The organism is Taibaiella helva (assembly GCF_003545695.1).
Taxonomy (GTDB): domain Bacteria; phylum Bacteroidota; class Bacteroidia; order Chitinophagales; family Chitinophagaceae; genus Taibaiella; species Taibaiella helva.
Window position 1 is genome coordinate 1 of record NZ_QUZZ01000012.1, and the last position, 25,403, is coordinate 25,403.

Annotated in this window: 16 protein-coding genes; 3 read left to right on the forward strand and 13 right to left on the reverse strand. The window is 53.4% G+C overall.

Going from position 1 to position 25,403, the window contains the following annotated elements; all coding sequences use genetic code 11:
* The 4 genes from DZC79_RS16940 to DZC79_RS16950 all read right to left on the reverse strand — a co-directional run.
* Nucleotides 1-1,807 (reverse strand): DUF6443 domain-containing protein (locus DZC79_RS16940; protein WP_232831865.1); only part of this gene is annotated, 1,807 nt, incomplete at its 3' end.
* Nucleotides 1,808-1,840: 33 nt separating this feature from the next.
* Nucleotides 1,841-5,119 carry an RHS repeat protein gene (locus DZC79_RS16945; protein ID WP_118952802.1) on the reverse strand — a complete coding sequence of 1,093 codons (3,279 nt, stop codon included), beginning with the start codon at nt 5,117-5,119 and terminating at the stop codon, nt 1,841-1,843.
* A gap of 29 nt (nt 5,120-5,148) precedes the next feature.
* Entirely contained in the window at nt 5,149-5,283 is a 135-nt protein-coding gene (locus DZC79_RS21745) for a hypothetical protein (RefSeq protein WP_262607328.1), read from the reverse strand.
* Between the two features lie 405 nt (nt 5,284-5,688).
* Nucleotides 5,689-6,336, reverse strand: a complete 648-nt coding sequence (locus tag DZC79_RS16950; protein WP_118952803.1) for a response regulator transcription factor — start codon at nt 6,334-6,336, stop codon at nt 5,689-5,691.
* Between the two features lie 175 nt (nt 6,337-6,511).
* Here DZC79_RS16950 and DZC79_RS16955 point away from each other — a divergent pair, with 175 nt between their 5' ends.
* Together DZC79_RS16955 and DZC79_RS16960 are read left to right on the forward strand one after the other, a co-directional pair.
* Complete coding sequence (locus DZC79_RS16955) at nt 6,512-7,117, forward strand: alpha-ketoglutarate-dependent dioxygenase AlkB family protein (RefSeq protein ID WP_118952804.1); 606 nt, start codon at nt 6,512-6,514, stop codon at nt 7,115-7,117.
* A 58-nt stretch (nt 7,118-7,175) separates the two neighbouring features.
* Entirely contained in the window at nt 7,176-7,688 is a 513-nt protein-coding gene (locus DZC79_RS16960; RefSeq protein ID WP_118952805.1) for a cupin, read from the forward strand.
* A 488-nt stretch (nt 7,689-8,176) separates the two neighbouring features.
* On the opposite strand, the gene DZC79_RS16965 is transcribed toward DZC79_RS16960, so the two are convergent.
* On the reverse strand, nt 8,177-10,807 hold the full coding sequence (locus DZC79_RS16965; protein ID WP_118952806.1) for a T9SS type A sorting domain-containing protein: 2,631 nt from the start codon (nt 10,805-10,807) through the stop codon (nt 8,177-8,179).
* 45 nt (nt 10,808-10,852) lie between these two features.
* On the reverse strand, nt 10,853-12,829 hold the full coding sequence (locus DZC79_RS16970; RefSeq protein ID WP_157977226.1) for a T9SS type B sorting domain-containing protein: 1,977 nt from the start codon (nt 12,827-12,829) through the stop codon (nt 10,853-10,855).
* Nucleotides 12,830-13,250: 421 nt separating this feature from the next.
* On the opposite strand from DZC79_RS16970, the gene DZC79_RS16975 reads away from it, so the two are divergent.
* Nucleotides 13,251-14,477 carry a T9SS type A sorting domain-containing protein gene (locus DZC79_RS16975; protein ID WP_157977227.1) on the forward strand — a complete coding sequence of 409 codons (1,227 nt, stop codon included), beginning with the start codon at nt 13,251-13,253 and terminating at the stop codon, nt 14,475-14,477.
* A gap of 676 nt (nt 14,478-15,153) precedes the next feature.
* On the opposite strand, the gene DZC79_RS16980 is transcribed toward DZC79_RS16975, so the two are convergent.
* The 7 genes from DZC79_RS16980 to DZC79_RS17010 all read right to left on the reverse strand — a co-directional run bounded on the left by DZC79_RS16980 (nt 15,154) and on the right by DZC79_RS17010 (nt 25,208).
* Nucleotides 15,154-17,202, reverse strand: a complete 2,049-nt coding sequence (locus DZC79_RS16980) for a T9SS type A sorting domain-containing protein (RefSeq protein ID WP_118952809.1) — start codon at nt 17,200-17,202, stop codon at nt 15,154-15,156.
* 419 nt (nt 17,203-17,621) lie between these two features.
* A complete protein-coding gene (locus DZC79_RS16985) occupies nt 17,622-21,347 on the reverse strand; it encodes a T9SS type A sorting domain-containing protein (protein WP_198666928.1) in 3,726 nt (1,241 codons plus the stop codon).
* Between the two features lie 52 nt (nt 21,348-21,399).
* Nucleotides 21,400-22,323 carry a methionyl-tRNA formyltransferase gene (locus DZC79_RS16990; protein ID WP_118952811.1) on the reverse strand — a complete coding sequence of 308 codons (924 nt, stop codon included), beginning with the start codon at nt 22,321-22,323 and terminating at the stop codon, nt 21,400-21,402.
* A complete protein-coding gene (locus DZC79_RS16995) occupies nt 22,323-23,462 on the reverse strand; it encodes an ABC transporter substrate-binding protein (RefSeq protein WP_157977228.1) in 1,140 nt (379 codons plus the stop codon). The genes DZC79_RS16990 and DZC79_RS16995 overlap by 1 nt, the downstream gene beginning before the upstream one ends.
* Before the next feature lie 61 nt (nt 23,463-23,523).
* Complete coding sequence (locus DZC79_RS17000) at nt 23,524-24,060, reverse strand: phage tail protein (protein WP_118952813.1); 537 nt, start codon at nt 24,058-24,060, stop codon at nt 23,524-23,526.
* 19 nt (nt 24,061-24,079) lie between these two features.
* Nucleotides 24,080-24,628, reverse strand: a complete 549-nt coding sequence (locus DZC79_RS17005; RefSeq protein ID WP_118952814.1) for a phage tail protein — start codon at nt 24,626-24,628, stop codon at nt 24,080-24,082.
* A 43-nt stretch (nt 24,629-24,671) separates the two neighbouring features.
* Entirely contained in the window at nt 24,672-25,208 is a 537-nt protein-coding gene (locus DZC79_RS17010; protein ID WP_118952815.1) for a phage tail protein, read from the reverse strand.
* Between the last annotated feature and the right edge of the window lie 195 nt (nt 25,209-25,403).

Below are 25,403 nucleotides of genomic sequence, written 5' to 3' on the forward strand. Positions count from 1 at the left end.
GGTCGTCATAAGTATAGCTGCCGGTAAGCAGCCAGGAGGCGGCATTGTCTACCTTGCGCCAGGTCTTGCCCAGGAGGCCGGTGGTGGCTTCATATTCATTTTTGTTCAGCTCGGTATGCTGGGTATAGCCGTCGGTACTTTTATTGTTGACCAGTACCTGCTTGCCTGCAAGCACCTGGCCGCTAAAGCCGTACTGGCTACTACTATAAGAAGCGTGTATTACATTATTATTCCCGTCCAGGTCCTGGCCGGCGCTGTAGATCGGCTGTCCTTTATCGTTGTAGAAAAGTGCGGTCCTGCGCCAGGCGGCAATGTTCGAGGAGCCGGGGGAAGCCAGCACTTTAACCAGGCTGCCGGTAGGGGCATTCAGGTTTTTAAGCGTGCGCTGCGGGGTTTCCGCGCCGCTGTTGGGATATTGTAATTCGCCGCTCTGCAGCTTGTAGCTGGTCCAGGTATTCCAGAGGTCACCGTTGGGATCGGCTTCCCTGTAATCGTCGTAGTAGTTGTAGCTCCAGATCTCGCAGTAATTTAAGGCTGCGGGATAAACATGATAGAGGTTGTAGTTTTTGGCATAATACAGCACGTGGGTAGATGGATAGGTGGAACCGTCCTCCATCAATACGGCAAACTGCTGCCGGGTTGTGCCGATTGCCTGGCCTTTACCGGTAACGATCGGACGGTCCAGGGCATCATAAAGTGTAAAGGACCACCATCCTCCGGCGCTTCTAAGGTTGCTATCCTGATAAAATACTAACCTGTCTCTTTTATCGTACACAAAGTATTCCCAGCCTTTGCCGGGTACTTTCTGCTCTACCTTGCGACCTTTTTCATCATAACGGTATTGGAAGCAAAATTGATCCAGCACAGTTTGGCTGATGCTGCCATTGTTGTGTGCTGCATCGGCTACGGCCGGCGGAAGGATATAACGGAGCTTACCCATAGCATCGTAGATATAATAGGTCTTGTTCAGGATGCCGCCCAGGGTATAGGGCGCTGTATTGATCACACCAATGGTATCGGTAGCCTGCTGCAGCACCACGCGGCCTTCGCGGTCCTTAAATGTCTTGGAATAGGGAACAATACTGTTGCTGGTTTCACCGGGGATGCGGGTCAGCTCACCAAAGAGCCGGCCGGCGCTGTAGTAGCCGCTGCTCACCGGAAACCCATTGGCATCCAGGCTCCAGCGCCGCACTTCGCCGGCGCCGTTGGTAATGCGTTGCTTCTCGGTACCCCGCAGCTGCCCTACCTGGCTTTTGCCGGGAGCGTAGCTTGTTTCGGTACGCTTACTTGCAGTAGAAGTATTTTCGGTATAGCTGTAGGCGGTGCTGCCTTCGCCGGGATAAAGGTTATTATAATAGTTTTGTTGCTCCGTAAAAGCGCCCGCCCGGAAGCCGAAGCCGGCGGCGCTGTAGGGCAGGTAGCCCACAGGGGTCACCCGGAAGCGGCTGTCGGCCGGGCTCACCAAGCTTTTGCCGGGGGTAAAGTTATGCGTTACGATCTGCATGTTTCTGGCAAAGCCGTCCAGGTACTGGGTGCTGACCTGCACATCGGCGGGCGCGCTGCTGGTCGTTAGTTGTGCGGGGTCTGCGATGGGTACTTTGGGTACGAAGCTGCGCTGGTAGTTGAACAGCCCAGAAGTATTGACGTTGATGGCCGGCGGCACCGGAACGGTATTGGTCTGCGTACCGGTGGGGGCAGACTGGCTCAGCTGCGGCTTGTTGACCGTCTGGGCATAGCTGCCAGGGGCTGCTGCGATGCAGAGCAGCGGAAGAAGAACTGGGATATAGCGATGCAAAAAGGATTGCATAAAATAAAGGATAAAGGGTGAGTGATGGGTTTTTTATTCTGCGCCTTTTACGGTGTACTGGGTCTTGCTGCGGATCTGGCCTTCCTGGTCGCGTACCAGGGTCTGCCGGCCCAGGGCATCGTAGCTGTACGTAGCGAAGCGGCCGTTGACGTCGGTCTCCGAGCTGAGGCCGAAGAGCGGTGCATAGGTCTGGCTGGTCATCCGTGCAGCAGCAGGGTACAGGCGTACTTCATCCAGGTAGCTGTTGGCAGCCGTGCCCGAGAAGCTGACGATCGTACCGCTGGTTTGCGGCGTAAAACGGATGATGTATTGCCGCCAGCTGTTGTTCACGGTGGCTACGGGCGCCGGCAACGTCTGGACAACGCCCCCGGCCGTTACCATCGGAACGGTGCCTCTTGCCCAGAAAGAGAGCACGTATTCTTTACCCTGCTGCAGGGGTTGTGTGCCAGCCATCTGGTTGGAGACATTGGTCACATTGTTCCACAGCGACAGGCAGCTGCCGCCGGTCACACCGCCGGCGGCCAGGGTCTTGGCCGTGTAAGTAAAATTGGTATTATAGGCATTGGTCTCGAAGCTGGTATATGCGATATCGGTATAGCGGCTATTTACGGCCTCTGCAATCTTCTGCCCGCTGATGCTGTCCCAGATCATGGCCTTGTATTGCTGACCTTCGGGCAACCAAGTCTCCAGGGGATTGCCGCGCACATCGAAGCGGGTCACTTCGCTGATACGCGTAAAGTAAGGTATATCATCCTGGCTGTTATAGGCCGCATAGGCCTTCTTGCCATCCGTATTGTAGGCGCCGGAGAGATACTGGGTATAAGTAACCGGCTCCAGGCCGCGGTACTGGTACATATTGCGGGTATAAGGCCAGGTCTGAGCGTTTCCGCTGCTTGAAGGAACACCAAAGCCGGTGAAATAGGCATCCAGCAATACGCCGTTCTGCGGCATGCTACCACTGGTTGTACGCTTCCATCGTTGAGCGGCCATTAGCCTTTCCTGTCCGAAAAAGGGTGTCCAATAGGTACTACCACCAATACTGGCAGTCAGATCGTAATTATACAGGTTGAATTGCCATATTTCCTCATCATTGCTATTGGTAGTGATGGTAGCCTTCAGGTTTTTGTGATCGTCGTATTGAAAGGTAGCTACATCGGTAGTGTAATTGGTATTGTCCAGGTATTTGTAGCTGGTAGAGCGGATCAGCTGCGCCTCTCCGTTAAAGGGCTTGTAAGGATCGGTAACCGGTACCCGGCTGACAGCGAAGTTAATACCTGGTCCGGTCCCGGTATGGGCAGGTACCGAGTTGTCCTGTACAAAGGAATACTTCGTATTCTGCACCGCACGGTCTATCGCAGAAGTAGAATCGATGATGAAGCTGTATTCATTCACAGAACGTTCGACCAGGTTACCATACCGGTCATAATCTTTGATCTCCAGGGGCAGGCCCATTTCCCATTCCCGCAGGTATTGCTTGTCGGCATAGGGAAATTCGAAAAAATGCTTACCGCCGCCGACACGCACGTATTTAGAGGAGGATAAAGCATCTGTAAAATTGGTAAAACGGATATCCCGGCGGGATGCGGTGTATCCGTCAACAATGACTGTAGTGCTAACGAAAGAGTAACCATGATTGGAACCTGCCACCAGGTGATGCGGGCTCAGGTAAGTATTGGTCAGGTAGCCGCCGCCGGGATAGGTTCCGGGATTGTTCACCTCCTGTATGCGCTGGGGATAGTGGAAATAGCCGCCCGTAAGAAAGCGCTGTCCTTCGATATAATTAAAGCTGGTCGTACGATTGTTGCCCTGGTGAAACTCATCCGTTTCAATGATGCTGGTCAGGCAAAGACCATCATTGGCATCTTTGCCCAGGAAGTAGTTGTCGGTAGGCAAGAGACTGCTCAGGGCTGCCGGTGTGACGAGCTGATGCGCGCCGTATACAAAATTTACAGTGCCGCCATAGGCATTGCGGATTGCCGTAAGCACGCCAGCCTTCATTTTACTAACATCTTCGGTACGGTTGGCGCCGAAGGTCATGCTACCCACCCTGGGAATGGAAATATTGGTATCGTTGGTGCTGCCGTAGGGCACGGGTGAACGGCCGTTATAATAGCCGAAGTAATCCTGACCGGCGCTGAAGCGCAGGGGCAGCTCCGTGGGATCGTAGCTGAAAGTATAGAGTGGTTCGCTGACCGTACCATCGCAGCTCAGCATCCTGATGCCATTAAGCCTTAAGCGATGGGAACGGGTAGACGGCACACTGGAAATATTGATACAGGGACTGCCATATGAAAGCTCGCTTGCAGTATTCCCCCCTGTTTTGACAACCGTATAGCTTTGGTCGAGCTGATAGCGGGTACAATTGCCTCCCGAACCGATATTGATTTCCCGCAGGACCATTCCCCCATTATAGTCACAGCGAACTCCTGTAGTGTCGTAGAAAAAATCGGCGGTTACGCCATTGGGGTATTGAATTTTCCGGATATAGGCGGCATACTGGCCCTGATCAACCTGGCCCACGCCTGGTGGCGACGCATAGCTGCCTGTACGGTAGGAATAGGACCAATAAACGGCAGCGCTGGCGCTGCTTCTGGTACTGTAAGTGTAACGGATCTGCTTACCATCTGCCAAAGTAACCCAATCGGCTACCCAGCGGGTGATGTTGTAATAATTGTCGATTGGGCCTTGATTAATATTGCCATCCATTTCAGCATAGAGCTGGCTGCTGGTATAGTCGCCGGCGATAAAATGGTACTGGTTACCCTGCAGGTCGGTGATGAGGAATTCGAGCTTCAGGGGATCGGGAATAGTACCGCCGGCCTGCTGCACTGCTGCGGCATAATCCTGGCCTTCCGACAGGATGGCCACCTTAAAGGCACGGTTGGGATTGGTATAGATCTGCCGGCCGGTACCGATATTGAAGCTGAAAGAAAGTCCGCCGGCATTCACGACAAACTCGTCGCTTTCCCGGTCACGGTAGATCGTCGGATCGTTCACATCGGCGCCCTGGTCGAAAGAAGAAGCCAGGCGCCCCCTGAAGCGGTTGTATTTGGTAGCAGCGCTGGCCCACACCGTATCATAAGGGAAGGCAGACAGCTCGTCAGGCAGGCCTTTGACTTGTCGTGATATCGAGAGTTCGCAATTTAACCCAAAATGAAGGCCAACACTTGAAGAAATTTCATCAACCTTAACCCCCTTGGTATTATAACCAAAAGAAATGCCGAAGCTGCCGGCTTCATTGCTGTAGCTATAAATGGGAATGCTGATGTTGGCGCTGCCGTCGTAAAGATTGGGGGTATACAGGCTGCTCATTCCGCCACCACCTGCGCTACCAGCCCCTATCATTTTACTGTCGGCGTAGTGCCGGCGAGCGGCGTTTTTTCCTGGGCGTGTACAGGATAAGAAAGCATGCCAAAGGCAGACAGCAGCAGGACCAGCACAAGACCGCACTGCCGGTGCAATGAACAGGGTATCATAGTCATCGTTAGGCTTTAAAAGATCTGTTAAGATTTTTACAGCTGCAAAAATGAGAATATTTTACATTTTACTAACAAAAACACAGATTTTTTTTGAAAAATAAGAAAAATAAAACATACAGTATTGTAAACGACAAAAACGGATAGCTGCAGACCATGGCCAGGAAGGCTCCCCTGAAATTATCACGGCTCTGGCCCCAGCTATTTTCACAGCAGCACTCCTTACCTGAGGAAAAGCAGCTGGTACTTTTCCAGCCAGAAGGAAAAGATATTTCAGGACAGCTCATGACCTGATGATCCGGCCGGATAAGGGAATGAAGCATAAGCGCGGAAAGCTTAAGGATGCCTGTGCGGCCATCATAACTTAAAAACGGATTTGGCCTGGAGAAAAACTGCAGCCGGTGGCTAATCCAAAGCGCCGGCATGGTTGCGGAAAACAGCGATCAGCTCGGGCAGGCTGGATACCTGTAGCTTTTCGTAGATTCGCTTTTTGTAAGTGCTTACTGTGGCGATATGCAGCTTCAGGATATTGGATATCTCCAGCAGGCCCATACCCTTGAGCAACAGGCGGGCTACTTCCATTTCTCTTTGCGAAAGGAGGTCCAGGGGATTGTCGGAGCGCTGCTTATGGGCGCTCAGCGCTTTGTGCAGCAGCTTTTCCTTCACCGCATCGCTCATATAGCGGCCTTCCTGGAGCACAGTGAGCACGGCTTTCCGAATCTGCTCGTTGTCGCCATCCTTATGCAGGTAACCATTGGCCCCGGCCTGAAGGTAACGCGGGGCATACAGGTCTTCCCGGTAGGCGGAGAAGATGAGGATCTTTACGCCCGGCTGTATGCTCCTCAGGTCGTCGATCACATGAAAGCCGTCGCAGCCGGGCATATTGATATCACAGATCACCAGGTCCACCGGATCCTTTTTCAGGGTCGAGATCAGCGTATCGTAATCATAAGCCTGGAAGATGACCGCCGCCGGCAGAACCTCCCTGAGGATCAGGGATACCCCGTGCCGCACTACTGCATGATCGTCTGCTATGAGAAAATTGAGGGGCATTGCGACAAAGGTTAGGCAAATTTTCAACTTTTGCTAACGAATCGCCCGCAACCGCGTGTGGCTTTTTTATTACAACATTCCCGCTAAACGGCCGGCGTCGAACGGCCAAAGGGTGACGACCGCTTCCTGATAAGAATCGTCGCTTAAACTGTAACTTGCAACCTTACCTTGACGTATGACACAGCTCCGTTTTTTTAACGAAGAAGAAGGCCCTTCTTTTCCCGGGCAGCTGCTCGACTATTATCCCGGCTTCCTCGGCGAAGAACGGGCGCTGACCCTGCTGGAGCAGCTCCGCCGCCACACGCCCTGGCAGCAGCAATCGATACGTATGTATGGGAAAGTGCTGCAGACGCCCAGGCTTACGGCCTGGTACGGCGATAAAGGCAGCAGCTATACCTTTTCCGGTACCCGCTTCGATCCCCTGCCCTGGACTGTGGAGCTGGCACAGCTGCGCCGGGAGATCGCCGGCTTTACCAGCATGCCGTTTAACAGCGTATTGCTGAACTATTACCGCGACGGCAACGATTCCGTAGCCTGGCACAGCGACGATGAGCCTGAGCTGGGCGACCAGCCCCATATTGCCTCCCTGAGCCTGGGGCAGGCCCGGCAATTCGATTTCCGCCACAAGCAGGATCGCCGGTGCAAGCATTCCCTCCAGCTGACCAGCGGCTCCCTGCTCCTGATGAAAGGCGATCTCCAGCATTCCTGGGAGCACCGCATCCCGAAATCCGCCCGGCCGATGGCTCCCCGTATCAATTTAACATTCAGAATGATCCATTAAGCCACAATATTGTTATCAGGTAAGGTTGCGCCGCTGAGCGCAACAACTACCTGTACCCATGCATTTTGAAAGCTTATATTTTACCGACGATGGCGTGATCCCCAACAGCAGGCTCCCGCTGCTGCTCTACAAGCATGCGCTGGACGAGCAGGAAGAAGCAATGGCCGCAGCGATGGAACAGCTCTTTGCCCGCAATGGCTGGATCAATTCCTGGCGTAACGGCATTTATCCCTTTCATCACTACCACAGCAATACCCACGAGGTGCTGGGCATATACAAAGGCTTTGCCCTGCTGCAGCTGGGCGGCGCCAGGGGCCGCAAGCTCATGGTACAACGCGGAGATATACTGGTGATACCCGCGGGCGTGGGTCATCGGCAGCTGGAAGATGAAGGATTAGGTGTAGTGGGCGCCTACCCCGGTGGCGCCGAGCCCGACCTGCTGAAAGGCGCTCCCGGCGAACGTCCGGAAGCTGACCACCATATTGCAGCAGTACCTTTGCCGGAGAAAGATCCTTATTTCGGCGCTGATGGCGGGCTGCAGCTTATATGGCAGGTGCCTGCTGCCCGATAGTCCTTTTGCGCCGGAGATGCGCTGCGGCATAACCTGCCTTTTTCCCGCCTGAAAGAGATGGGCGTTAAGATCGGATACCGGCTTCAGCCGCGACATCACCGATATCATCATCGAACGGCCGGGCCGGCATAAGACCGGCATACCCGATGTCAGTGTTGCCAGCGACGAAGCAGCCCGGGGCCGCTCCTATCCCGATTGGTGCTCAACATCAATACCCCAGTACTCACCTTGTCCCTTCGATCAACGATGTACCGGACAGGATCAGGGAATATACTTTCGCTGAAGCCTAGGCTTCCCCAAAAAAAATCACCGGCCGGGTACCTTGAAGGACCCGGCCGGTTTGCTTTCGATACGCTCTTCTTTTAATGAAGCTGCCCATCGTTAGGCAGACAGCCGAATATTTTTCTTTGCTTCGAAAGTAATCTTTGCCATCCCGTCAAGCTCCAGGGCCGGGCAGAACGGCCCGGAGCCTGGCGAAACAGCGCTGACTATTTCGTAACAACGAATCGTATAGCCCAGACCTGGTCCTTGCCGGTAATCCGCAGCAGGTAAGCGCCCGAGGCTATCGCTGGCAGGTCGAAGCTTTTCTTCAACTTGCCGTTAACGGTGTTCTCTTTTGTTCTGTAAACCACCTGTCCCGAATAGCTCAGGATATCGAGATTTACAGCAGTTTCCCCTACCGGCCCTTCTACTGTAAAGAAACCTTTGTTAGGATTGGGATAAAGCATAAATCCTGCGCCGCCGGTAACGGAAGGGATACCTGTAGTGCCGTCGCTGATGTGTACGATGATCCTGATCCAGGGAGAGTATTCTCCCGTACTGCACTGTGTACGCACATGCAGGTAATAGTCTCCGTTGATCAGCCCGGTAGCTTTGTAAAATGTATCGTTAGTTACGGTCCAGGAACCCGGATCGGAAGGAGATTGATCAAATTTATATTCGTAACGCAGGGCGCCGGGTACACTGCTCCAGACAAATTTCACAGCGGTAAAGCTTACGTCCATAGTGATCAGCGCAGCCGGTACTGCGCAGGGAATAACCGGAACAGTAACATTCATCATCACAGCAGCATTTGCGGTATCAGGCTGCGCACAGGTCTCACTGCTTTCCAGCGTACAGGATACGATATCGCCGTTGTTTAGTGCAGCATCATTATAGACAGGGCTGTTGGTACCTACCGCAACACCATTCTTACGCCAGCTGTATACCGGGCTGGCGCCGCCGTTTACCGGTGTGGCAGTAAAGGTAACCAGTGTTCCTGCTGTGATGGCTGTGCCCGGCACGGCTGAAATGCTTACGGCAGGCGTTACCGAAGGGTTGACGGTGAGGTTGAGCGTCACTACGCTATCGCATCCGCTGCCGGCGGTGAAGGTTTTTGTCGCGGCGGCAGGGCCGCCGGCCGTCACGACAATGCCATTCCAGGTATAGGGCAGCGCACTGCTGCAGATGGTACGGCTGTCCGTGGTCGCCACGGCGTTGTTCACCGTCATTGTGACCGCATTGCTGATCAATGTCGCAGGACTGGCACAGGCGGCATTGCTGGTGAGCTCCAGGGTGATCACATCGCCGTTGGCCAGCGTGCTGCTGCTATAGCTTGTGCCGGTGCCCACCGGTGTTGTTCCGTTCTTCCACTGGTATACCGGGCTGCTGCCGCCATTGGCGATCGTGGCGGAGAACGTAACATTAGTGCCGCTGCAGATCACATTGCCGGGCGTTGCTGAGATCACTGCGGTTGGCGTAACCGAGGGATTGACGGTAAGGGTAAATACCGGAGTAGAATCTTTTAAGGAACCGGCAGTACAACTGACGATCACTTTATAATAACGGGTACTGGTAATGCTGCCGGTAGCATAGGTAGTGCTGCTGGTACCTATATTGGTCCAGGTCACATTATCAGTGGAAGAGCGCCATTGGTAGGTAACCCCCGATGTGGAAGCGCCGTTCAGCGTGAGCGTGCTGCTCGCCGGGCTGCAGGCGGGGTTGGGGCCGGTAGCTGAAATGGTACCGGGAATGACCGTGCTGCAGCTGGCGGCTATTTTCCGGATACGGTTGTTCAGCTGATCGGCGACATAGATACTACCGGCGCCATCAAGCGCCAGGTTATAGGGCGTATTGAACTGTGCTGTAGCCGCGGGGCCGTCGGCAAAACCGGCAGTACCTGCTCCCGCTACTGTGGTAATGATACCGGTTATCGCATCGATACGGCGGATACGGTTCTCCGGTTGTGTAAAGTAGATATTATTGGCGGGATCAATCACGATACCCAGCGGGTGGATGTTGGCTGCAGTAGCCAATCCGCCATCACCACTGGCGCCTGCCACACCTGTTCCGGCAAAAGTAGTCATGATGCCGGTAAGCGCATCCACCCGGCGGATACGGTTGTTGCCGAAATCAGCAATAAACAGGTTACCTGCATTATCCAGCGCAATATCCCAGGGATTGGTCATATGCGCTGATGTTGCCGGTCCGCCATCGCCGCTGAACCCCAGGCTGGATGTACCGGGAACACCAGCAATGGTATTGACGATGCCGGTAACGGCATCTATTTTTCTGACGGTAGCCTGCGAAGCATATTCGGTATAGTAGATGTTACCGGCGTTATCGAGCACAATGCCCTGGGGATAGCCCAGCTGTGAAGCAGTAGCAAGGCCGCCGTCACCAGTATACCCTCCTGGCGCAGTGCCACCGATACCGGCAATGGTGCTGATGATACCGGTAGCCACAGTTACTTTACGGATACGTCCGCTGCCATCAGTAAAATAAACATTGCCTGCGGCATCGGTAGCAATATCCCGCACATCGGAAATATTGGCCGCGGTGGCTGGGCCGCCGTCGCCACTATAGCCGGCAGTGCCGGTGCCGGCAAAGGTTGTAATGATATTGGTACCCGCAGCCACCTTCCTGATCTTCGTGCCCAATACGCCGAAATACAGGTTTCCCGATGCATCTGACGCCACGCAGGGAGGGAACATGATCTGCGCTGCGGTGGCCAGTCCGCCGTCGCCGGTATTACCGAATGCGCCGGTTCCCGCAACAGTGGAAACAGTCTGGGCCTTGGTGACAATGCTTCCCATGCAGCACAGGGCGATGCTCAGCAATAATTGATTTAATTTCCTCATGGGGCTATTGTTTTTCCTCAGTAAAGATTTGTATTGGTAACCGGCCTAACGTACGAGCGTCAGATCGCCTTTAAGCTTTTCTACCTTGCCCGTAGGATCTTCAGCAGAGAAGGTATAGTAATAAGTTCCGGCATCGCAGAGATTACCGCTCATACGTCCGTCCCAGCCTTTCCCGATCTGGCTCAGGTACGGCACATGGTAGATCCGCTGGCCATAGCGGTTAAATATGGAAAAATCCAGTATCTTATAGTCACGGGTGAATTGCGGTCCGAAATAATCATTCAGCCCGTCGCCATTGGGTGAGAATGCTGTAGGCAAAAAGATCCGGGCCTTCGGAACCACCTCCATATAGACCATCCCGGTATCGATGCAACCGCTTTCACTTTGACCGATCACATAGAACCAGCCGGAGTTTTCCGCGGTAATGATCTGCGTATGAGCGGTGGGATCGGAGAAGCGGTTTTCAGGCAGCCAGCGCAGTACGGTATAGTCCATATCGGCCGAAGAGGTAAGCGTAACTGCGGAGCCGCGCTCTGCAGGCGCCGGGCTATAGCTGAGCGTTAGCCCGAGATCTTCTACACGGACCGTTGCCTGTGCGGTACCGATGCAATTCAGCGCATTCACCGCATAGGCAACATAATTGGTTGTCTGCTGCGGACGAACGGTGATCGCGTTGCCATTGGGAAATCCATTCCAGCTAACGGTAGCCGAAGGGCTCGATGCCATAAGGGTAATGCTGGCGCCACGGCAGATCGTGACATCGGAGGGATCGACGGTAACCACCGGCGTTTCCAGCACATCGAGCCATACTTTACGGTAAACACTATCGCAGCCGGTACCTGTTTTCAGGGTGTCGGTCACCTCCTGGCTCGTGGTATAGGAGGTTCCCTTGTAGGTTACAGATTGACAGCTGCTCACCGTATCCCGGACGGTAACAGGATTGGCCGTATTGATCTGGATAAACACGTGCCGGTATACGCTGTCGCAGCCGAGACTTGTGTGCAGCGTATCCTCCAGCGTAGTGGATGCGGTATAAGTGGTACCGTTGTACACGATCGCATTGCAGCCGCTGATCGACTGGATTTGCGTCACCGGCGTGACTACCGACAGATGCAGAACTTCGATGCTGTCACAGCCTGATGCTGCAGAAAAGGTATCGGCGTAGGTACCGCTACTGGTCAATGGTGTGCCGTAAAAGTTATAGCTATTGCCTTGCAGGATGCAGGCTGCTGAGGTATTGACCACATTGCCTGCGGGATTAGCAAGCATGCTGCTGATCCAGGCAGCGTTAGCGGCGCTGTTCGGCGCGCCGGGCGTTTCATCGGCCGGTGCATTACCTACGGTATAATCTGCCGCACTGGTATACAAGGCACTTGTAAGAAAATAATTGCGGCTGCCGCCGGATGTCGCTTTAAAGATAGTAGCACCGGCCGAATTGCTTACACCACCGTAAGCTATGGCATGAACAGCAGTACCCGGGTTTGCGGGAGATACGACAATGACAGCGTCGCCGGTGTTGGCAAGGCCCACCGTGCTCCAGTCGCCGCCCGCAAGATAGGCAGTGGTTGCGGGATAAGTGTAAGTGAGCGAAGACGGCGAGGCAGGTGTTGTATTCGTATGCTCCAATAGCGTCGATGTGGAAGGAACAATGTAAACATGGTCATTGTTGGCATCCGTCGGATCGTCGGTCTGTATGATCTGCAGGTTTTTATCCCCGCTGTTGTAGAGCAGGATGATGGAACCATAAGGAACGCAGGACCAGTTAGGGTCATTGGTAAAGCGCATATGGCCGATCGCGATCCCTTGTCCGCCACCGGCGCCGCACCAGCCGTTATTATCATCAATGATCCATCCCCGGATATCCATGCAGCTGTCGCCGGAGCAGTTGCGGGTACCGGCAACCACAAGCTCTATGTATTCCCTGCTACCACTATTGCCCTGGGAAAATTCGTTAATGATCAGCTGCGCCCGGGCTTGGTTCACAACAAACAGGCAACACAGGGATAATAGCAAAAGGCGCATAGTCGAGGGTAAATGATGGGTCTTATTGATGGTTTATAAAAACAATGCAAAGGTACTGGCAGGCCAAAGGGAGCGCAATAAGCCAATTGTTATGTATCGCACAATTACATGCGTATCTTACCAACTATCAATAAATTATAGAAATAAACTAACAATTTCTTAATACAAGAGCAACATTTCAAATACCCCTGGTTGCCCTCCAGCAACAACTCGTTCCGGCGGTTGGGCAGCAAGCCATTACCAAACGGTTAATTCTTCAAAGGCTACCCTTTATTCCCACTTCATTACGAATAAGGAATATACATACATAGCGATCGTATTAATGCTCCCCCTTTCTCCGAAGATACCTTTGTCGCTGTAGTATAACTTAACCATCCTAAACTAACGTTCCCCTTTAATGGGTCCCTCAAAAAAGACATTTATGAAAACGCTCTACACAAAAACCGGAAGCATTAAACGCATAAAACTTATCGGCGCTGCTGCAGCGCTGATACTGCTTCCCGGCTTTGCACAGGCACAAAGCACGATCTTATCCTGGAACCTGCTCGCGGCAACGGGCAATGAAACGACCTATAATTCCACTACTACGGATCCGCATCTGGCCACTTCTGTAATGGGCCGGTCCGGTACCGTTGCAGCAGCAACAGGACAGGCCAGCTGCTTTATGAATAACACGTACACACAAACAACGAAGGGAGACCAGGGTATTACTTTTCAGATCACACCGGCCTCAGGTTACCAGGTTTCCCTGAGCACCATCAATTATAAAGTAAGGAATCAAGGCTCTACCGGCGCTTCTGGTCCGCAAGGCAGCTTCCGCTGGCAGTATAGCCTGGATGGCGTTAATTTTACAGATCTCGGTCCCGCCGACTTACCATTACCCGCTTCCAGCGTGCGTGGCGTGATACAAACGCCCATCGATCTTACCGGAGCTTCAGACTTACAAAACACTACAGGCACCATCACCATGCGCCTGGTTGCCTGGAACCTGCTTAGCACTACTGCAATGTTCGGCATCGGCCGCTCCGTTAGCACCGGCACATTAACAGGCCCTACAGATTCCGTTGTTCTTGCACTCGTTGGTACGGTTACGCCCAGCGGCCCCCTTCCTGTAACGTTGCAATCATTCCAGGCCATTGCCGCTCAAAGCAATGCCGATCTGAGCTGGACTACTGCCATGGAAAAGAACAGCAGCCACTTCAACATTGAGCGCAGCAGCAATGGCAAAGACTTTACCAATATCGGTAAGATCGCTTCGAAAAATGAGGCCGCCGGCGCCCACTACACTTATACCGACGCCGGCGCCTTGCTGAGCAGTGACCACCAGTATTATCGTCTTCAATCCGTAGACAAAGATGGCACGGCCACCTACAGCAATGTAGTGCGTGTGAATGCCTACAACGCTGTATCAGCGGCCTTGCTGCTTTATCCCAATCCTGCCACTAAAGCGGTAACCATCGAGACGAACTTAGCTGAAGATGGCCTGCTACAGGTATTCAACACTATGGGCCAGATAGTGCTGGAGCAGAAAATAGAGAAAGCACATCTGAAAACCGAGCTGAATACGGCTTCCTTTGCCAAAGGAACATATATCGTCAGGCTGCGGAACGGGCAGCAGACCAGCACTCAGCAATTGATCATCCGCTGATATTTTTCCTTTCACCTGATCTGAATCATCGCCTCTCTTCAGGGAGGCGATTTCTTTTATTCCGCGCTATAGATGTTGCTCACAAAGGTGCAGCGGCACGAAGAAACAAGCGGCTCCCGCAAGCTGAAAACTTTATAACCAACAGTCACCCTGAGCGTAGTCGAAGGGTGAAAGGCATATCTGCCGGGTTTTACTAAAATGCCATATCCCGATGATTGCATGAAATGTATGGAACCTCGGCATGACAATGGTGTGTAGCTGCCTGCTAACACTCATTTGTAAAAACGCCCCGTTGCCATCCTGAATGTAGCTTGCGCAGCGCGGGGAATGAGGGATTCCGGCCGCTTTGCTTCCCTGATCTTTTTTACAATATTGCTCATCAAGAATAGTAAAGGCACCGAGTATATATTTTTCGCAGCGTCGCAGCGTTTTTTACTCAAGCTTAGTGACCCGGTGAAAACATAAAGAACATCCCATACACTCGTGGCGCCGCCGTGCCGCTGCGAGACTTATGTAACGCTTAATGCCTCGCCATCGTATCTCGTGAGAAAGCAAGAAGAGAGGTTTTGTTCAATGGCATGCAGGAAAGCTAACCGGCAGACAACTATAAAACGAAAGCCCCGGCCAGGAATGGCCGGGGCGAATATCAAAACCTTGATTAAGGCAGCAAGAGAACTTATTTACCTACAGTCACTTTACCAGACTGTACAGCACCGTTGCTGATTACCTGGTAGAAGTACAGACCAGGAGTGAAACCGGCAACATTGATGCTCACTTTATTCTTACCGTTAGCGCTCTGCTCGGCTACGATACGACCGTTCATGTCGAACAGTTTAACAGCAACTTCCTGAGCGGCGGGGAACTCGATGTTCAGCACAGCTTTAACAGGGTTGGGGTAAACTTTAACGTCAGTAGCGTTCAGGATAGCTTTAGCAGCCTCTTGCTGAACTGCAGGGCGTGCCTGAGCAGCACCGCAGCAAGGGAAATCTACGCTGCCGCTGGTCAGGTAATTGAACAGGCTGGCGCTATAGTCACCTACAGTCGCAGGAGAAGTCAGAGCAGCAGCTGTATCAAAGTTAGCGGGGTTAGCCAGCACAGAAGAAGAAGAGATAGCACCAGTGAATTTGAACAGGATCCTGTGGTTGCTACCGGCAGTGAAGTTCAGTGCAGGACCGCCGATCAGACCAGCAGCGCTGGCGAAAGCATTGGCGCCAGAGTTAGTACCGTAAGCGATGCCATGATAGAAGTCAGGAGCAGCGTTGTTCATATCGTTGCAGCCAGGGCAACGAACCTGGAAACCGTCGCCGCTATTACCCAGACCTACGGTAGAAGAGTAAGCAGTAGCAATAGCATAAGGTGTATTCAGACCGTTGGGGTTGCAATAGTTGCCGTTAGCTGAAGAGGGGAAAGAGTTGTAACGCTCGATGTCAGCGTTGGTACCGGGACTGTTTACGTCGATATAATAAACATTGTGACCGCCGATTGTAGCAGTGCCGGTAGGCAGACCGATACAGTTGTCAGCGCCATTGTACAGAACGATGCTGGAACCTACAGGTACAGCAGCCCACTTAGCGTTGAAAGCCAGGCGGAAGTGACCGGTAGTGATACCGCGGCTTGTACCGGCGCCGGCGGGATTGAATACACCGTTGTTATCGTCCAGGATCCATCCGCGAACGTCAACGTTTTCTTCCAGAGCAGAAGAAGAGCAAGGGGCAACAGCCAGTACTACGTACTCGCACTCGCCGCTGGGGCCATTGCTGATCTCAGTTACCACCAGCGCGCCTTTGGGCTCGGTCATAGGATCGGGCTGAGTGCAGGCAGTGTAACGGAAAGAGGTACCGGCAGTAGCTACGCTGGCAATGAAAGTACCGTTAGCAGTAGAGTTCTGAGCACCGGGAGTCTGAGTAGAGACAGTAGCCGTGTCAGCAGTCCAGTTAGCATTTACAGCGGGAGCGCCGCTGGCAGTACCGGCAGTCAGCTTAAATACTTTACCGGCGAAAGTAGTATAAGAAGCGCTGGTAGTGATTTTAGCGCCACCGATACCGCTACCGGTTACAGCAGACATAGCGCTACCGAAAGCAGCACCGGAGTAGAAAGAAGCACCACCTTGCAGGTTGTCTTTGCAACCGGGGCAACGGGTCTGGATACCGTCACCAGTCAGTTCCTGGGCCAGGGCAGTTACGTTGAACAGACCGGGAGCCTGGTAAGCGTTACCACCGCAATAACCGTTGTTAGCGGGGCTGCTGGCAGTAGGAAGATTGCTCTTGTAAGCAACATAGGGGCTCTTACCCACAGCTACATAGATAGCGCCGGATGCAGAGAAAGTTCCGTCAGCAGAGGCCTGCGCGGCAGCGATGTTAGCCAGGTTAGGCAGACCGGCAGCAGCAGGAGCAGCGCTGTTATCAAACAGCAGGATCAGGGTACCGGCAGGTACATTTGACCAGAAGGCGTCGTTTACCAGCATCAGGTGACCGGTAGTGATACCTTTACCCGCCTGGGCAGGACCGCCATTGAATACGCCGCTGTTATCGTCTACGATCCAGTTACGTACGTCTACGCTGGTAGCAGCTGAAGTAGAACCTACCAGCAGCTCGATATAAGGCCCTACGTTACCGGTACCTTTTGAAAATTCGTTTACCAGCAGAACGCCGGGAGTCTGGGCGAAAGAGCCGGTTGAAGCGAACAAGGCCGCTGCAGCAGCTGCAGAGAGAATTAATTTTTTCATTGTGTTTTTTTAGTTTGGTTTCTTTTGTTTGAAAAAATTCCGATAGGATTGGATTATACTTTTTTCAAAAAAATTTGAGGATCGTTGGTGAAAATGAGGATCGTTGGTGAAATGGACACAAAGAAACAAGTAGTCGTTGGTAGCTGGTTGGTCGTCGTATTTGCGCAAATACAGTGTAAAGTTGAAGAATAAAAGCCGTTCGGAAGGCATGCCAGTCTTTGTCAAATCATTAAGTAAACCTTATCCGGAAATTAATTCTGAAGCGACCTTGTGAGAAATAATATTGCGATAATAGGTTGATAACATTGATGTCCGTTTTTCAGGGAATGCGCTTCTGGCCAGGCTTTCACCTGGAATGTCTACATAAAAAAACAGGCTGTCTATTGACGGCCTGTTTTTCATTACAGAGATCGGTTAGCTTAATTTCTGATCATCCTGGTCTGGAACAGGATTCCATTATCATCTAGTATCGTCAGGTGGTACATGCCCTGGGGCAGACCGGAAAGACGCAAAGTATTTTTATTGTTTCCGCTGTGCAGGAACATTTCCTGCTGCAGCACCGGGCGACCGGTCATATCGATCAACCGCAGGGTGACAACGGCGTCTTTCACCGCATCGTGCTCAATGGTCAGCGCATCCCTGGCCGGGTTAGGATAACAGCTGAAAGAACGACCACCATCGAATTCAAGCGAACGGACTACAGAATAAGTCTGTTTACCATCACGGTCTTCCTGCAGAAGACGGTAATAATTGCTGCCGGCCAGGGGCGACTGATCGACATAGCGGTAACGGATAGGCGAGCTGCTGTTGCCGTTCTCTGCAAGTGTACCCACATAGCCGATCGCTGCAAATTGTTTGCCATCGCCGCTCCGCTCTACGACAAAACGGCTGTTGTTGCGCTCAGAAGCAGTTGTCCAGGTCAGTACTGCCTGGCCCTGCTCTTTAGCTGCGTCAAAGGAAGCCAGCTCAACCGGCAAGGGCGTGCCATTAGCATTGTTGGCATGGATAAAGAACTGGCTGAAGGAAGGTGTTGTGAAGGTAACCTTCCAATAGCTCATCGCAGCATCCCATACCACGCTGCCGGGCCTGATAAGACTGGCCGTTCCGCTGCCAAGGGTACCGCCGTCGATCTTGGTAATGACAAGGGTGTCGATACCTGCCTGGTCGTTGGGCGCCTGTGGCAGCAAGGGATAGCCATGCGTGCCCGCGTAAGTATTGTAAGCATCGAAATCGCCCTGGCGGAAATACAGCGTAACCTGGGCCGGGCCATTGTTCTGCGGTACGACTTCATACCAGCGGGCCACATACGGACGATCGCCGAATACCGGCACGCTGTTGATGACGGTTACTGTAGCAGTAACATTGCCCAGGGAATTTGTGGGCAACAGGGAAGCGATCAGGCCGCAGCTGCCGTTGTAGTATGAAGTAGTGGCGCCGCTGGTCTGGCTTCCGGTATTGGATGAAGTACCCGGGGCCGAAGTCCCGGCAGGATAGGTCTGAGCAGTATTGGGCGATACGGTAATCTCTACCGTATCCTTACCGGTACAGCCGATCGCATCGGTAGCGGTAACAATATAGCTGGTCGTTGTGTCAGGGCTTACGTTCTGAATCGATCCGTTCAGGTTACCTGGTTGCCAGGTGTAGGTAAAGCCTGGTGTCCCCCCGGACGCAATAGCGAGCAGCACGCTTGGCGTTCCGGCGCAAACCGAAGTCCCCGGCGCTGTATTGAGAATTATCTGTGTGGCTTGCCCCACAGCAGCGCTACCGGCAGTGTTGCAGCTATGGGCGTCGGTGATGGTACAGGTGTAGATACCGGCAGCAAGACCGGTGGCTGTAGCATTAGTGCCGCCGCCGGGCGACCAGAGATAAGTATAAGGCGGTGTCGCGCCGCTTACAGTCACTGTCGCGGTACCGTTGCTGCCACCGAAGCAGGATACATCCGTTTTGGAAGTGCTTACACTAAATGCGGCCGGCGCGCCTACTGTAGCCGAACGGCTGAGCAGGCAATTATTAGCGTCCCTGATCGTGCAGGTATAGGTACCTGCGGCGAGACCGGTGGCGCTGGCGGCGGTACCGCCACTGGGCGACCAGCTGTAGGTATAGGCGCCCGTGCCACCGCTTATAGTAACCGTTGCACTACCATTGGTACCGCCATTGCAGGAAACGTCCGTTTTGGAAATAGTCCCGGTCAGCGCTGTTGGCTCTGATACTATGACCGACCTTGAGGTCGAACAGGCATTGGCATCGGTGATGTTGCAGGTATAGGTTCCGGCAGCAAGGCCGTTGGCTGTTGCTGCCGTACCACCGCTGGGCAACCAGCTGTACGTATAAGCGGGTGTAGCGCCGGCCACAGTTACCGTAGCGGTACCGGTATTACCGCCATTGCATAGCACGTCCGTTTTGGAAGTGCTCACACTGAATGCAGCAGGCGCACCTACTGTAGCCGAACGGCTGATGGGACAGTTCCTGGCATCGGTAACATTACAGGTGTAGGTACCGGCAGCAAGGCCGGTTGCCGTAGCATTGGTACCGCCGCTGGGTGACCAGCTATACGTATAAGGCGTTGTGCCGCCGGTTATCGTCACTGTTGCAGTACCGTTGACGCCGCCATTGCACGATACGTCCGTCTTGGAAGCGGTGCCCGCCAGCGCTGTAGGCTCCGATACGGTGACCGAGCCTGAGGTCGGGCAATTGTGGGCGTCTTTGATCGTACAGGTATAGGGACCTGCAGTAAGGCCGGTAGCCGTTGCGCTGGTGCCGCCGCTGGGCGACCAGAGATAAGTGTAAGGTGTGGTGCCGCCGCTTACTGTTACAATAGCCGTGCCGTTGGTACCTCCGTTACAGCTAACATCCGTTTTATTCGTTGTAACCGAATAAGCAGCTGGCTGGCCGACCGTAGCGCTACCCGATTGGATACAGCCCACATTGTCCGTCACAGTACAGGTATAGGTGTTCTGAACCAGGCCTGTGGCAGTGGCGGCAGTGCCGCCGCTGGGCGACCAGCTGTAAGTATAAGGTAGCACACCGCCGGTAACGCTGGCCGTAGCCGTGCCATTGGTGCCGCCGTTGCAGGACACATCTGTCTTGGTAACATTGACACTCATATTGCTCACCGTGAGCGTTACGGTATTGGAAATAGCCGTACCGCAGGTGCCCGTCACCACACATTGGTATTGGTAGCCGTTCATGGCGCCGGTACCGCCGGTTATCGAAAGCGTAGCTGCAGTTGCACCGTTATAAGGTGGAGCATTGCTGATATTGGTAAAGCCGCTACCGGTATTCACCTTCCATTGATAGCTGATATTGGTGCCGGTTGCGTTGATACCGAAAGTAGTATTGTTGCCTTGACAAATTGCCCGGTTAACCGGCTGCGCGCTCACAGCGGGAGCATTACAGGTGGCGCAGCTGAAGCTATAGGGAATGGGCAGGGCAAAAGTAACGTTATCGTCTACATTCCAGTTCGCATCATTGAAGATAGCCGTTCTCAGGTTGGCCGGTGAATTGGATACTACCGTACCATTATATACCGCATTATTGACCTCGGGAAGAATAACCAGGGTATTCGAGGTGTTCAGGGTCGAAGGCAGCGTCGATTTGGAAGAGTTGAACTCACATTGGCCCAGGGAGGCATCCCAGCCGCCGTTCATATTGATGCCTGTGATCAGCGTAGGGCTCGTAATGGGTCCCTGGAAAGCAAATATCTCGTCGCCGCCGGTAGCCAGGCTCATATAAATGTTCGGATCGTTAAAGGTGGCCTGCAAAGGACTTACCGATCCTACCGATGCCCACAGGTTCGTCTGGCAGCTGACGGCTACCTGGGTACCGCAGGGTAATGCGGTACTGGTAGACCAGGTAATGGCGCCATCAGTGGCCGCACCGCTGCCGTTGGGCTGTGCCGGGCAGGGGTTCAGCTTTTGAAAGCCGATAATATCAGCGCCGGAACACCAGCCCAGGTCGGTAAAGTTGATCGAGGTTCCTGCTGCAACATTGGTCAGCAGAATGAAAGAAAAGCTGTCGCTGGCGCCGCCGGAGTTATAGCCGACGATAGCAAGATCGCCTACGCCCAGCGCTGTTTGTGCCGAGGCATTAAACCTCAGGCCGCAAAGCAGGAACAGCAGGATGCTTAATGAGTAGTACTTTTTCATAGTAAAGTTGAATTGGTCGTGATTAAATCTGGTATTGGTACGCTGAATTGGTTCATGAGAATTGCATTCCGGGACGTATGCCCCATCCCGCCAGTACAAAGCCGGGCAAAAAACCTTCTTCCGTATAAATGACATCCGCCCGCAGGATCGTATTATCCTTACAGGCGATCTGTAAACCTTTTTCTTCTTCGATGCATATGATGGTTCCTGGTACAGCTGCCTGTCCGTTCCCCGAAGGCAGCACTGTTGCGTAGCTCAGCCCCAGCGTCCATCCGTTCAAACGTGCCGGTGCGCCTTTGTTCCAGGGGTTGCAGGCATTGATCAGCCGTTTTACCGCGGGGGCATCCATATGTTTCCAGTCGATCCATAGCTCCTGTGGCCCGGGCCTGCGGTACCATTTCGCCAGGCTGCTGTCCTGCGCCGACTCCTTTATATTGCCTGCCGGCAATGCCCGCACCAGCGTATCGGCCAGCTGTGCTCCATGGAAGCCAAGCCCCGCTACGATCATACCGAAGGTGGCATCGGGCGCAATGGGCAAGCTGCTTTGCAGCAGTACCGGCCCTTCATCATACTCATCAGTCATCCGGTGAACGGTCACACCGGTAGCAGCAGCCCCATCGCGGATCATCCAGAAAAGCGGATTGGCTCCCCGGTAAGCGGGAAGCGGCGCATAATGAAAATTAATGAAGCCGAAACGGGGGCGGTTCAGCGCGGCAGCGGTAATCTTCCAGGGAAAAGTCTTGACCAGCACGGCATCGGGCTCCTCTGCCGAAAGCCAGCTGTCCAGCTCCTCTTTAAAAGAAGCCTTGGTAAATAAGCGCAACGGTGTATGGTGCTGAAGACACATCATTTTGACCACCTGCTGCACTTCGCTTTCCCTGGCAGGCATTCCCACACCGGCCACCTTTCCCTGCTGCAGCAGCTGGCTCAATGCCGGCAATGCCAGCCTGTCGTTACATAAGATCAGTAGTTTCATCAGGTGCACAAATAATTATTGAACCACCCGGAAGAGATGCCCTCCGGCTGATCCTGCAATACCTGCTGATGATCCACCGCAGTGATCTCTATGGTATCGTGAACCAGCAGCCGGGCTTTGCCTTCTTCGTCGCGCATCATTTCCGTATAGTACAATGGTGCGTAGGCAACGTGCGTCTCAGGATGAATACGCACCGTGCCCCTGGGACTTTCATAGGCGCCGTCATCCAGCAGGGTGGCCAGCGCTTCCAGCTCCTTTCCTCCTTCCTGCAGCAGGATACCGGACAGGATGCCGGCTTCCCAACCTATCAGGTGAAAAATATTGGCCTGCTTATTTTTCCGTGCAGCGATTGTCCGGACAAACGTTTCGTTGTGCTCATTAGACAGCGAAGAGGCCCAGGGTACATGTGCATAGAAACGGGCGTCGGGCAAACGGTAACCGGCCATGTTCTGCTCTTCGGCCATAAAAGAAGAGCAGTAGAATGCTGTATCCCCCGAAAGTCCTTCCGGCAGGTTATTGACAAAAAGAGAAGCCAGGTAGGTGCTGAAGCAGGCCATAACACCGGCGCCCTGTTTTTCTTTCATCGCTTCGACAAAGGGCTGCATGGTAAACTGATCTTCCTTATAGTGGCTGACAAAGTTGTTCACCACGGCGCCGCCGGAAGCTTTGGAGCCCCTGGAATAAGCCCAGGGACCGCTATAGCCGCCATCATAGAACGATGTGGCCATGATCATTTCTTTATGATGATCGCCTGCTTTCCTGCCCGACAGGTAACTCGCATGGATGCCCTGAAGGGAAATATGCAGCGCATTCTTTACCGGCGCCGCCGCTGGATAATTCATGCCGGCATCGAGCACGATAAAGGGTTTGCCGGCTGCTTCAAACAGCGGATACAGCACAGCGGCATTCACTGCAGACAGGTAAGCGATCACGACATCCACGCCATCCTGCATCAGCAGCTTCTCAGCCTTTGCATAGTTGTTTTTACGGTCTTCACCGAAGCCGATATTTTCGGGGATGACCTGTATCGTATCGTTGCCATCCAGACCCAGCCGGAGGCGCAGGCCGTCCAGCAGATCAAAGCCCATGGCCGGATAGTCGGTGGAACGCGGTAACAATATGCCTATCTTTCTTTCCATAATCGGTTCATTGGTTTTTAAAGAACCTGTTGCGGCGGTTACACCGCAACAGGTGGAATGATTAGCCTCTTGCAGGGAACACACCATACATACAGATCACATAGTTCAACCCCAGGAACGAGGGAACGATGCTGTAAGGTACCGACCCGCCGATGTTGGACATCTGCACCGCGCCGGTAAAAGGCTTCATCTGCCCGGTAGATGCGGAAGCATAGCCGGTTCCGTTACCGGCGAAGATGGCGCCGTCGGCAGAGGCCACAGTACCGGTATCGTCGGACGAACGGGGCGTCATGGTCACTTGCAGGGAGTGCACATGCGCCGGCATCTGGCTCAGGGTCATGGTTATATTTTCTGCGCCTGCGCTCTGCCCCAGCGAATAAGGCGACAGCCCGGGACCGCTCCCGGCGCCCACTACTTTGCGGCCACAAAGATTAGGCAGGCCGAAAGTGGTTTGACCATTACCGCCGTATACGGTACCGAGAATGGAGAATAGTGCAGTATTCTGGGCAATGGGAATGATCTGGCCTGCGCAGAAAGCCCAGTTTTTGGGAGCGAAGTTGCCCGCAAATAATGTCGTAAATCCGATTACGCCTTCCATAATTTTTTTGGTTTAAAGATTAGCTCCTGCTGGGGAATATGCCTTCCACGCAGATAATATAATTCATGGCCAGGTAAGGCGAAATGTTGCTTACCGGCGTGCTGCCACCAGCTACGGTAGTTACCGAATTGGAGATCATGGGCGCCATGCTGCCATCGCCGCCGCCTTTGGTATAGCGGTTGGTGAACTCGGCCGGTACATTGCCTACCGGCGAAGCCTGGTTACCGCCGTCGCCCAGTGCACCAGGATTCCCGGTGATTGATACCAGGGCATGGTTGTGCATGGGAAGATTGGAAGAGATCAGCGTCGTGTTCTCGGTGCCCGCCATCTGGCCCAGCACGTAATTGGGCAGGCCGGGGCCCTGGCCTGTACCGATGGCCGACCGGCCACGCAGATCGGGCAAGGCGAAGGTGGTAATGCCATCACCACCATATGTGGTACCGATCAATGCAAACAGGGCCTGGTTTTGCGCAATGCTCAGCAATGCTCCGTTGCAGAATGCCCAGCTCAAAGGCGCAAAGTTTCCCGCAAAAATGGTAACCGTCGCCAGGTATGGATTTATAAACATTTTCCTTGGATTTGATTGGTGAATAATTGGTTGTTGGTTTCGCCTATGACCGCGAAGGGAAAATACCGTACATGCAGATAATGTAGTTCAGGGCCAGGTAAGGCGATTGGCAACTATACGGAATGCTGCCGCCGGCAACACCGATCACAGCGGAATAACTGGGTGCAGCCATGGCCAGATCGGCCGAAGTGCCGTAAGCATTGTTGAGCATACCGGGGAAATTACCACCGGGCTCACCCGTACCACCTGCTGTGGCATTACCATTAAGGGCCAGCTGCACATTACCATTGTGGTTATGCGCCGGGATGTTGTTGATCGTAAGCGTAACGTTCTGGGTACCGCCTACTTCTCCCAGATCATAATAATTGCCGCCGGCCAGCTGGCCTGTGCTCAGGGGTACGCGCCCGCGCAGATCGGGTAGCATGAATGTTGTGCGGCCATCGCCACCATAAGTGGTGCCCAGCAGGGAGAACAAAGCCGTGTTCTGTGCAATGGACAGAAGCTGTCCATAACAGTACGCCCAGTTCCTTGGAGCAAAATCGGCCGCCCATGTGGTTACTACTGCCATAGTACCTTCCATAAGAAATCGTTTTAGGGGTTGAAAAAGTGGTTAAATTTTCGTTTGGTCGGTGTGCAGGATAAGTACCAGCAGCTGCTAATAGAATTACTACAACGACGATCCAAAAGTAGTCCCGTATTACATCATCCATGTGCGCAGAAGTACCTGATTCCCAAAACAGGTATTTTCACCTGGTTATCTAAGAAAAGCAATCCG

Excerpts from the sequence above, each read along its gene's own strand:
- DZC79_RS21745 (WP_262607328.1), bottom strand. The coding sequence starts at position 5,283 with ATGATACCCTGTTCATTGCACCGGCAGTGCGGTCTTGTGCTGGTCCTG.
- DZC79_RS17000 (WP_118952813.1), bottom strand. The coding sequence starts at position 24,060 with ATGGAAGGCGTAATCGGATTTACGACATTATTTGCGGGCAACTTCGCT.
- DZC79_RS16970 (WP_157977226.1), bottom strand. The coding sequence starts at position 12,829 with ATGCGCCTTTTGCTATTATCCCTGTGTTGCCTGTTTGTTGTGAACCAA.
- DZC79_RS16950 (WP_118952803.1), bottom strand. The coding sequence starts at position 6,336 with ATGCCCCTCAATTTTCTCATAGCAGACGATCATGCAGTAGTGCGGCAC.
- DZC79_RS16960 (WP_118952805.1), top strand. The coding sequence starts at position 7,176 with ATGCATTTTGAAAGCTTATATTTTACCGACGATGGCGTGATCCCCAAC.
- DZC79_RS16945 (WP_118952802.1), bottom strand. The coding sequence starts at position 5,119 with ATGAGCAGCCTGTATACCCCCAATCTTTACGACGGCAGCGCCAACATC.
- DZC79_RS16990 (WP_118952811.1), bottom strand. The coding sequence starts at position 22,323 with ATGAAACTACTGATCTTATGTAACGACAGGCTGGCATTGCCGGCATTG.
- DZC79_RS17005 (WP_118952814.1), bottom strand. The coding sequence starts at position 24,628 with ATGTTTATAAATCCATACCTGGCGACGGTTACCATTTTTGCGGGAAAC.
- DZC79_RS17010 (WP_118952815.1), bottom strand. The coding sequence starts at position 25,208 with ATGGAAGGTACTATGGCAGTAGTAACCACATGGGCGGCCGATTTTGCT.
- DZC79_RS16980 (WP_118952809.1), bottom strand. The coding sequence starts at position 17,202 with ATGAAAAAATTAATTCTCTCTGCAGCTGCTGCAGCGGCCTTGTTCGCT.
- DZC79_RS16995 (WP_157977228.1), bottom strand. The coding sequence starts at position 23,462 with ATGGAAAGAAAGATAGGCATATTGTTACCGCGTTCCACCGACTATCCG.
- DZC79_RS16955 (WP_118952804.1), top strand. The coding sequence starts at position 6,512 with ATGACACAGCTCCGTTTTTTTAACGAAGAAGAAGGCCCTTCTTTTCCC.
- DZC79_RS16965 (WP_118952806.1), bottom strand. The coding sequence starts at position 10,807 with ATGAGGAAATTAAATCAATTATTGCTGAGCATCGCCCTGTGCTGCATG.
- DZC79_RS16985 (WP_198666928.1), bottom strand. The coding sequence starts at position 21,347 with ATGAAAAAGTACTACTCATTAAGCATCCTGCTGTTCCTGCTTTGCGGC.
- DZC79_RS16975 (WP_157977227.1), top strand. The coding sequence starts at position 13,251 with ATGAAAACGCTCTACACAAAAACCGGAAGCATTAAACGCATAAAACTT.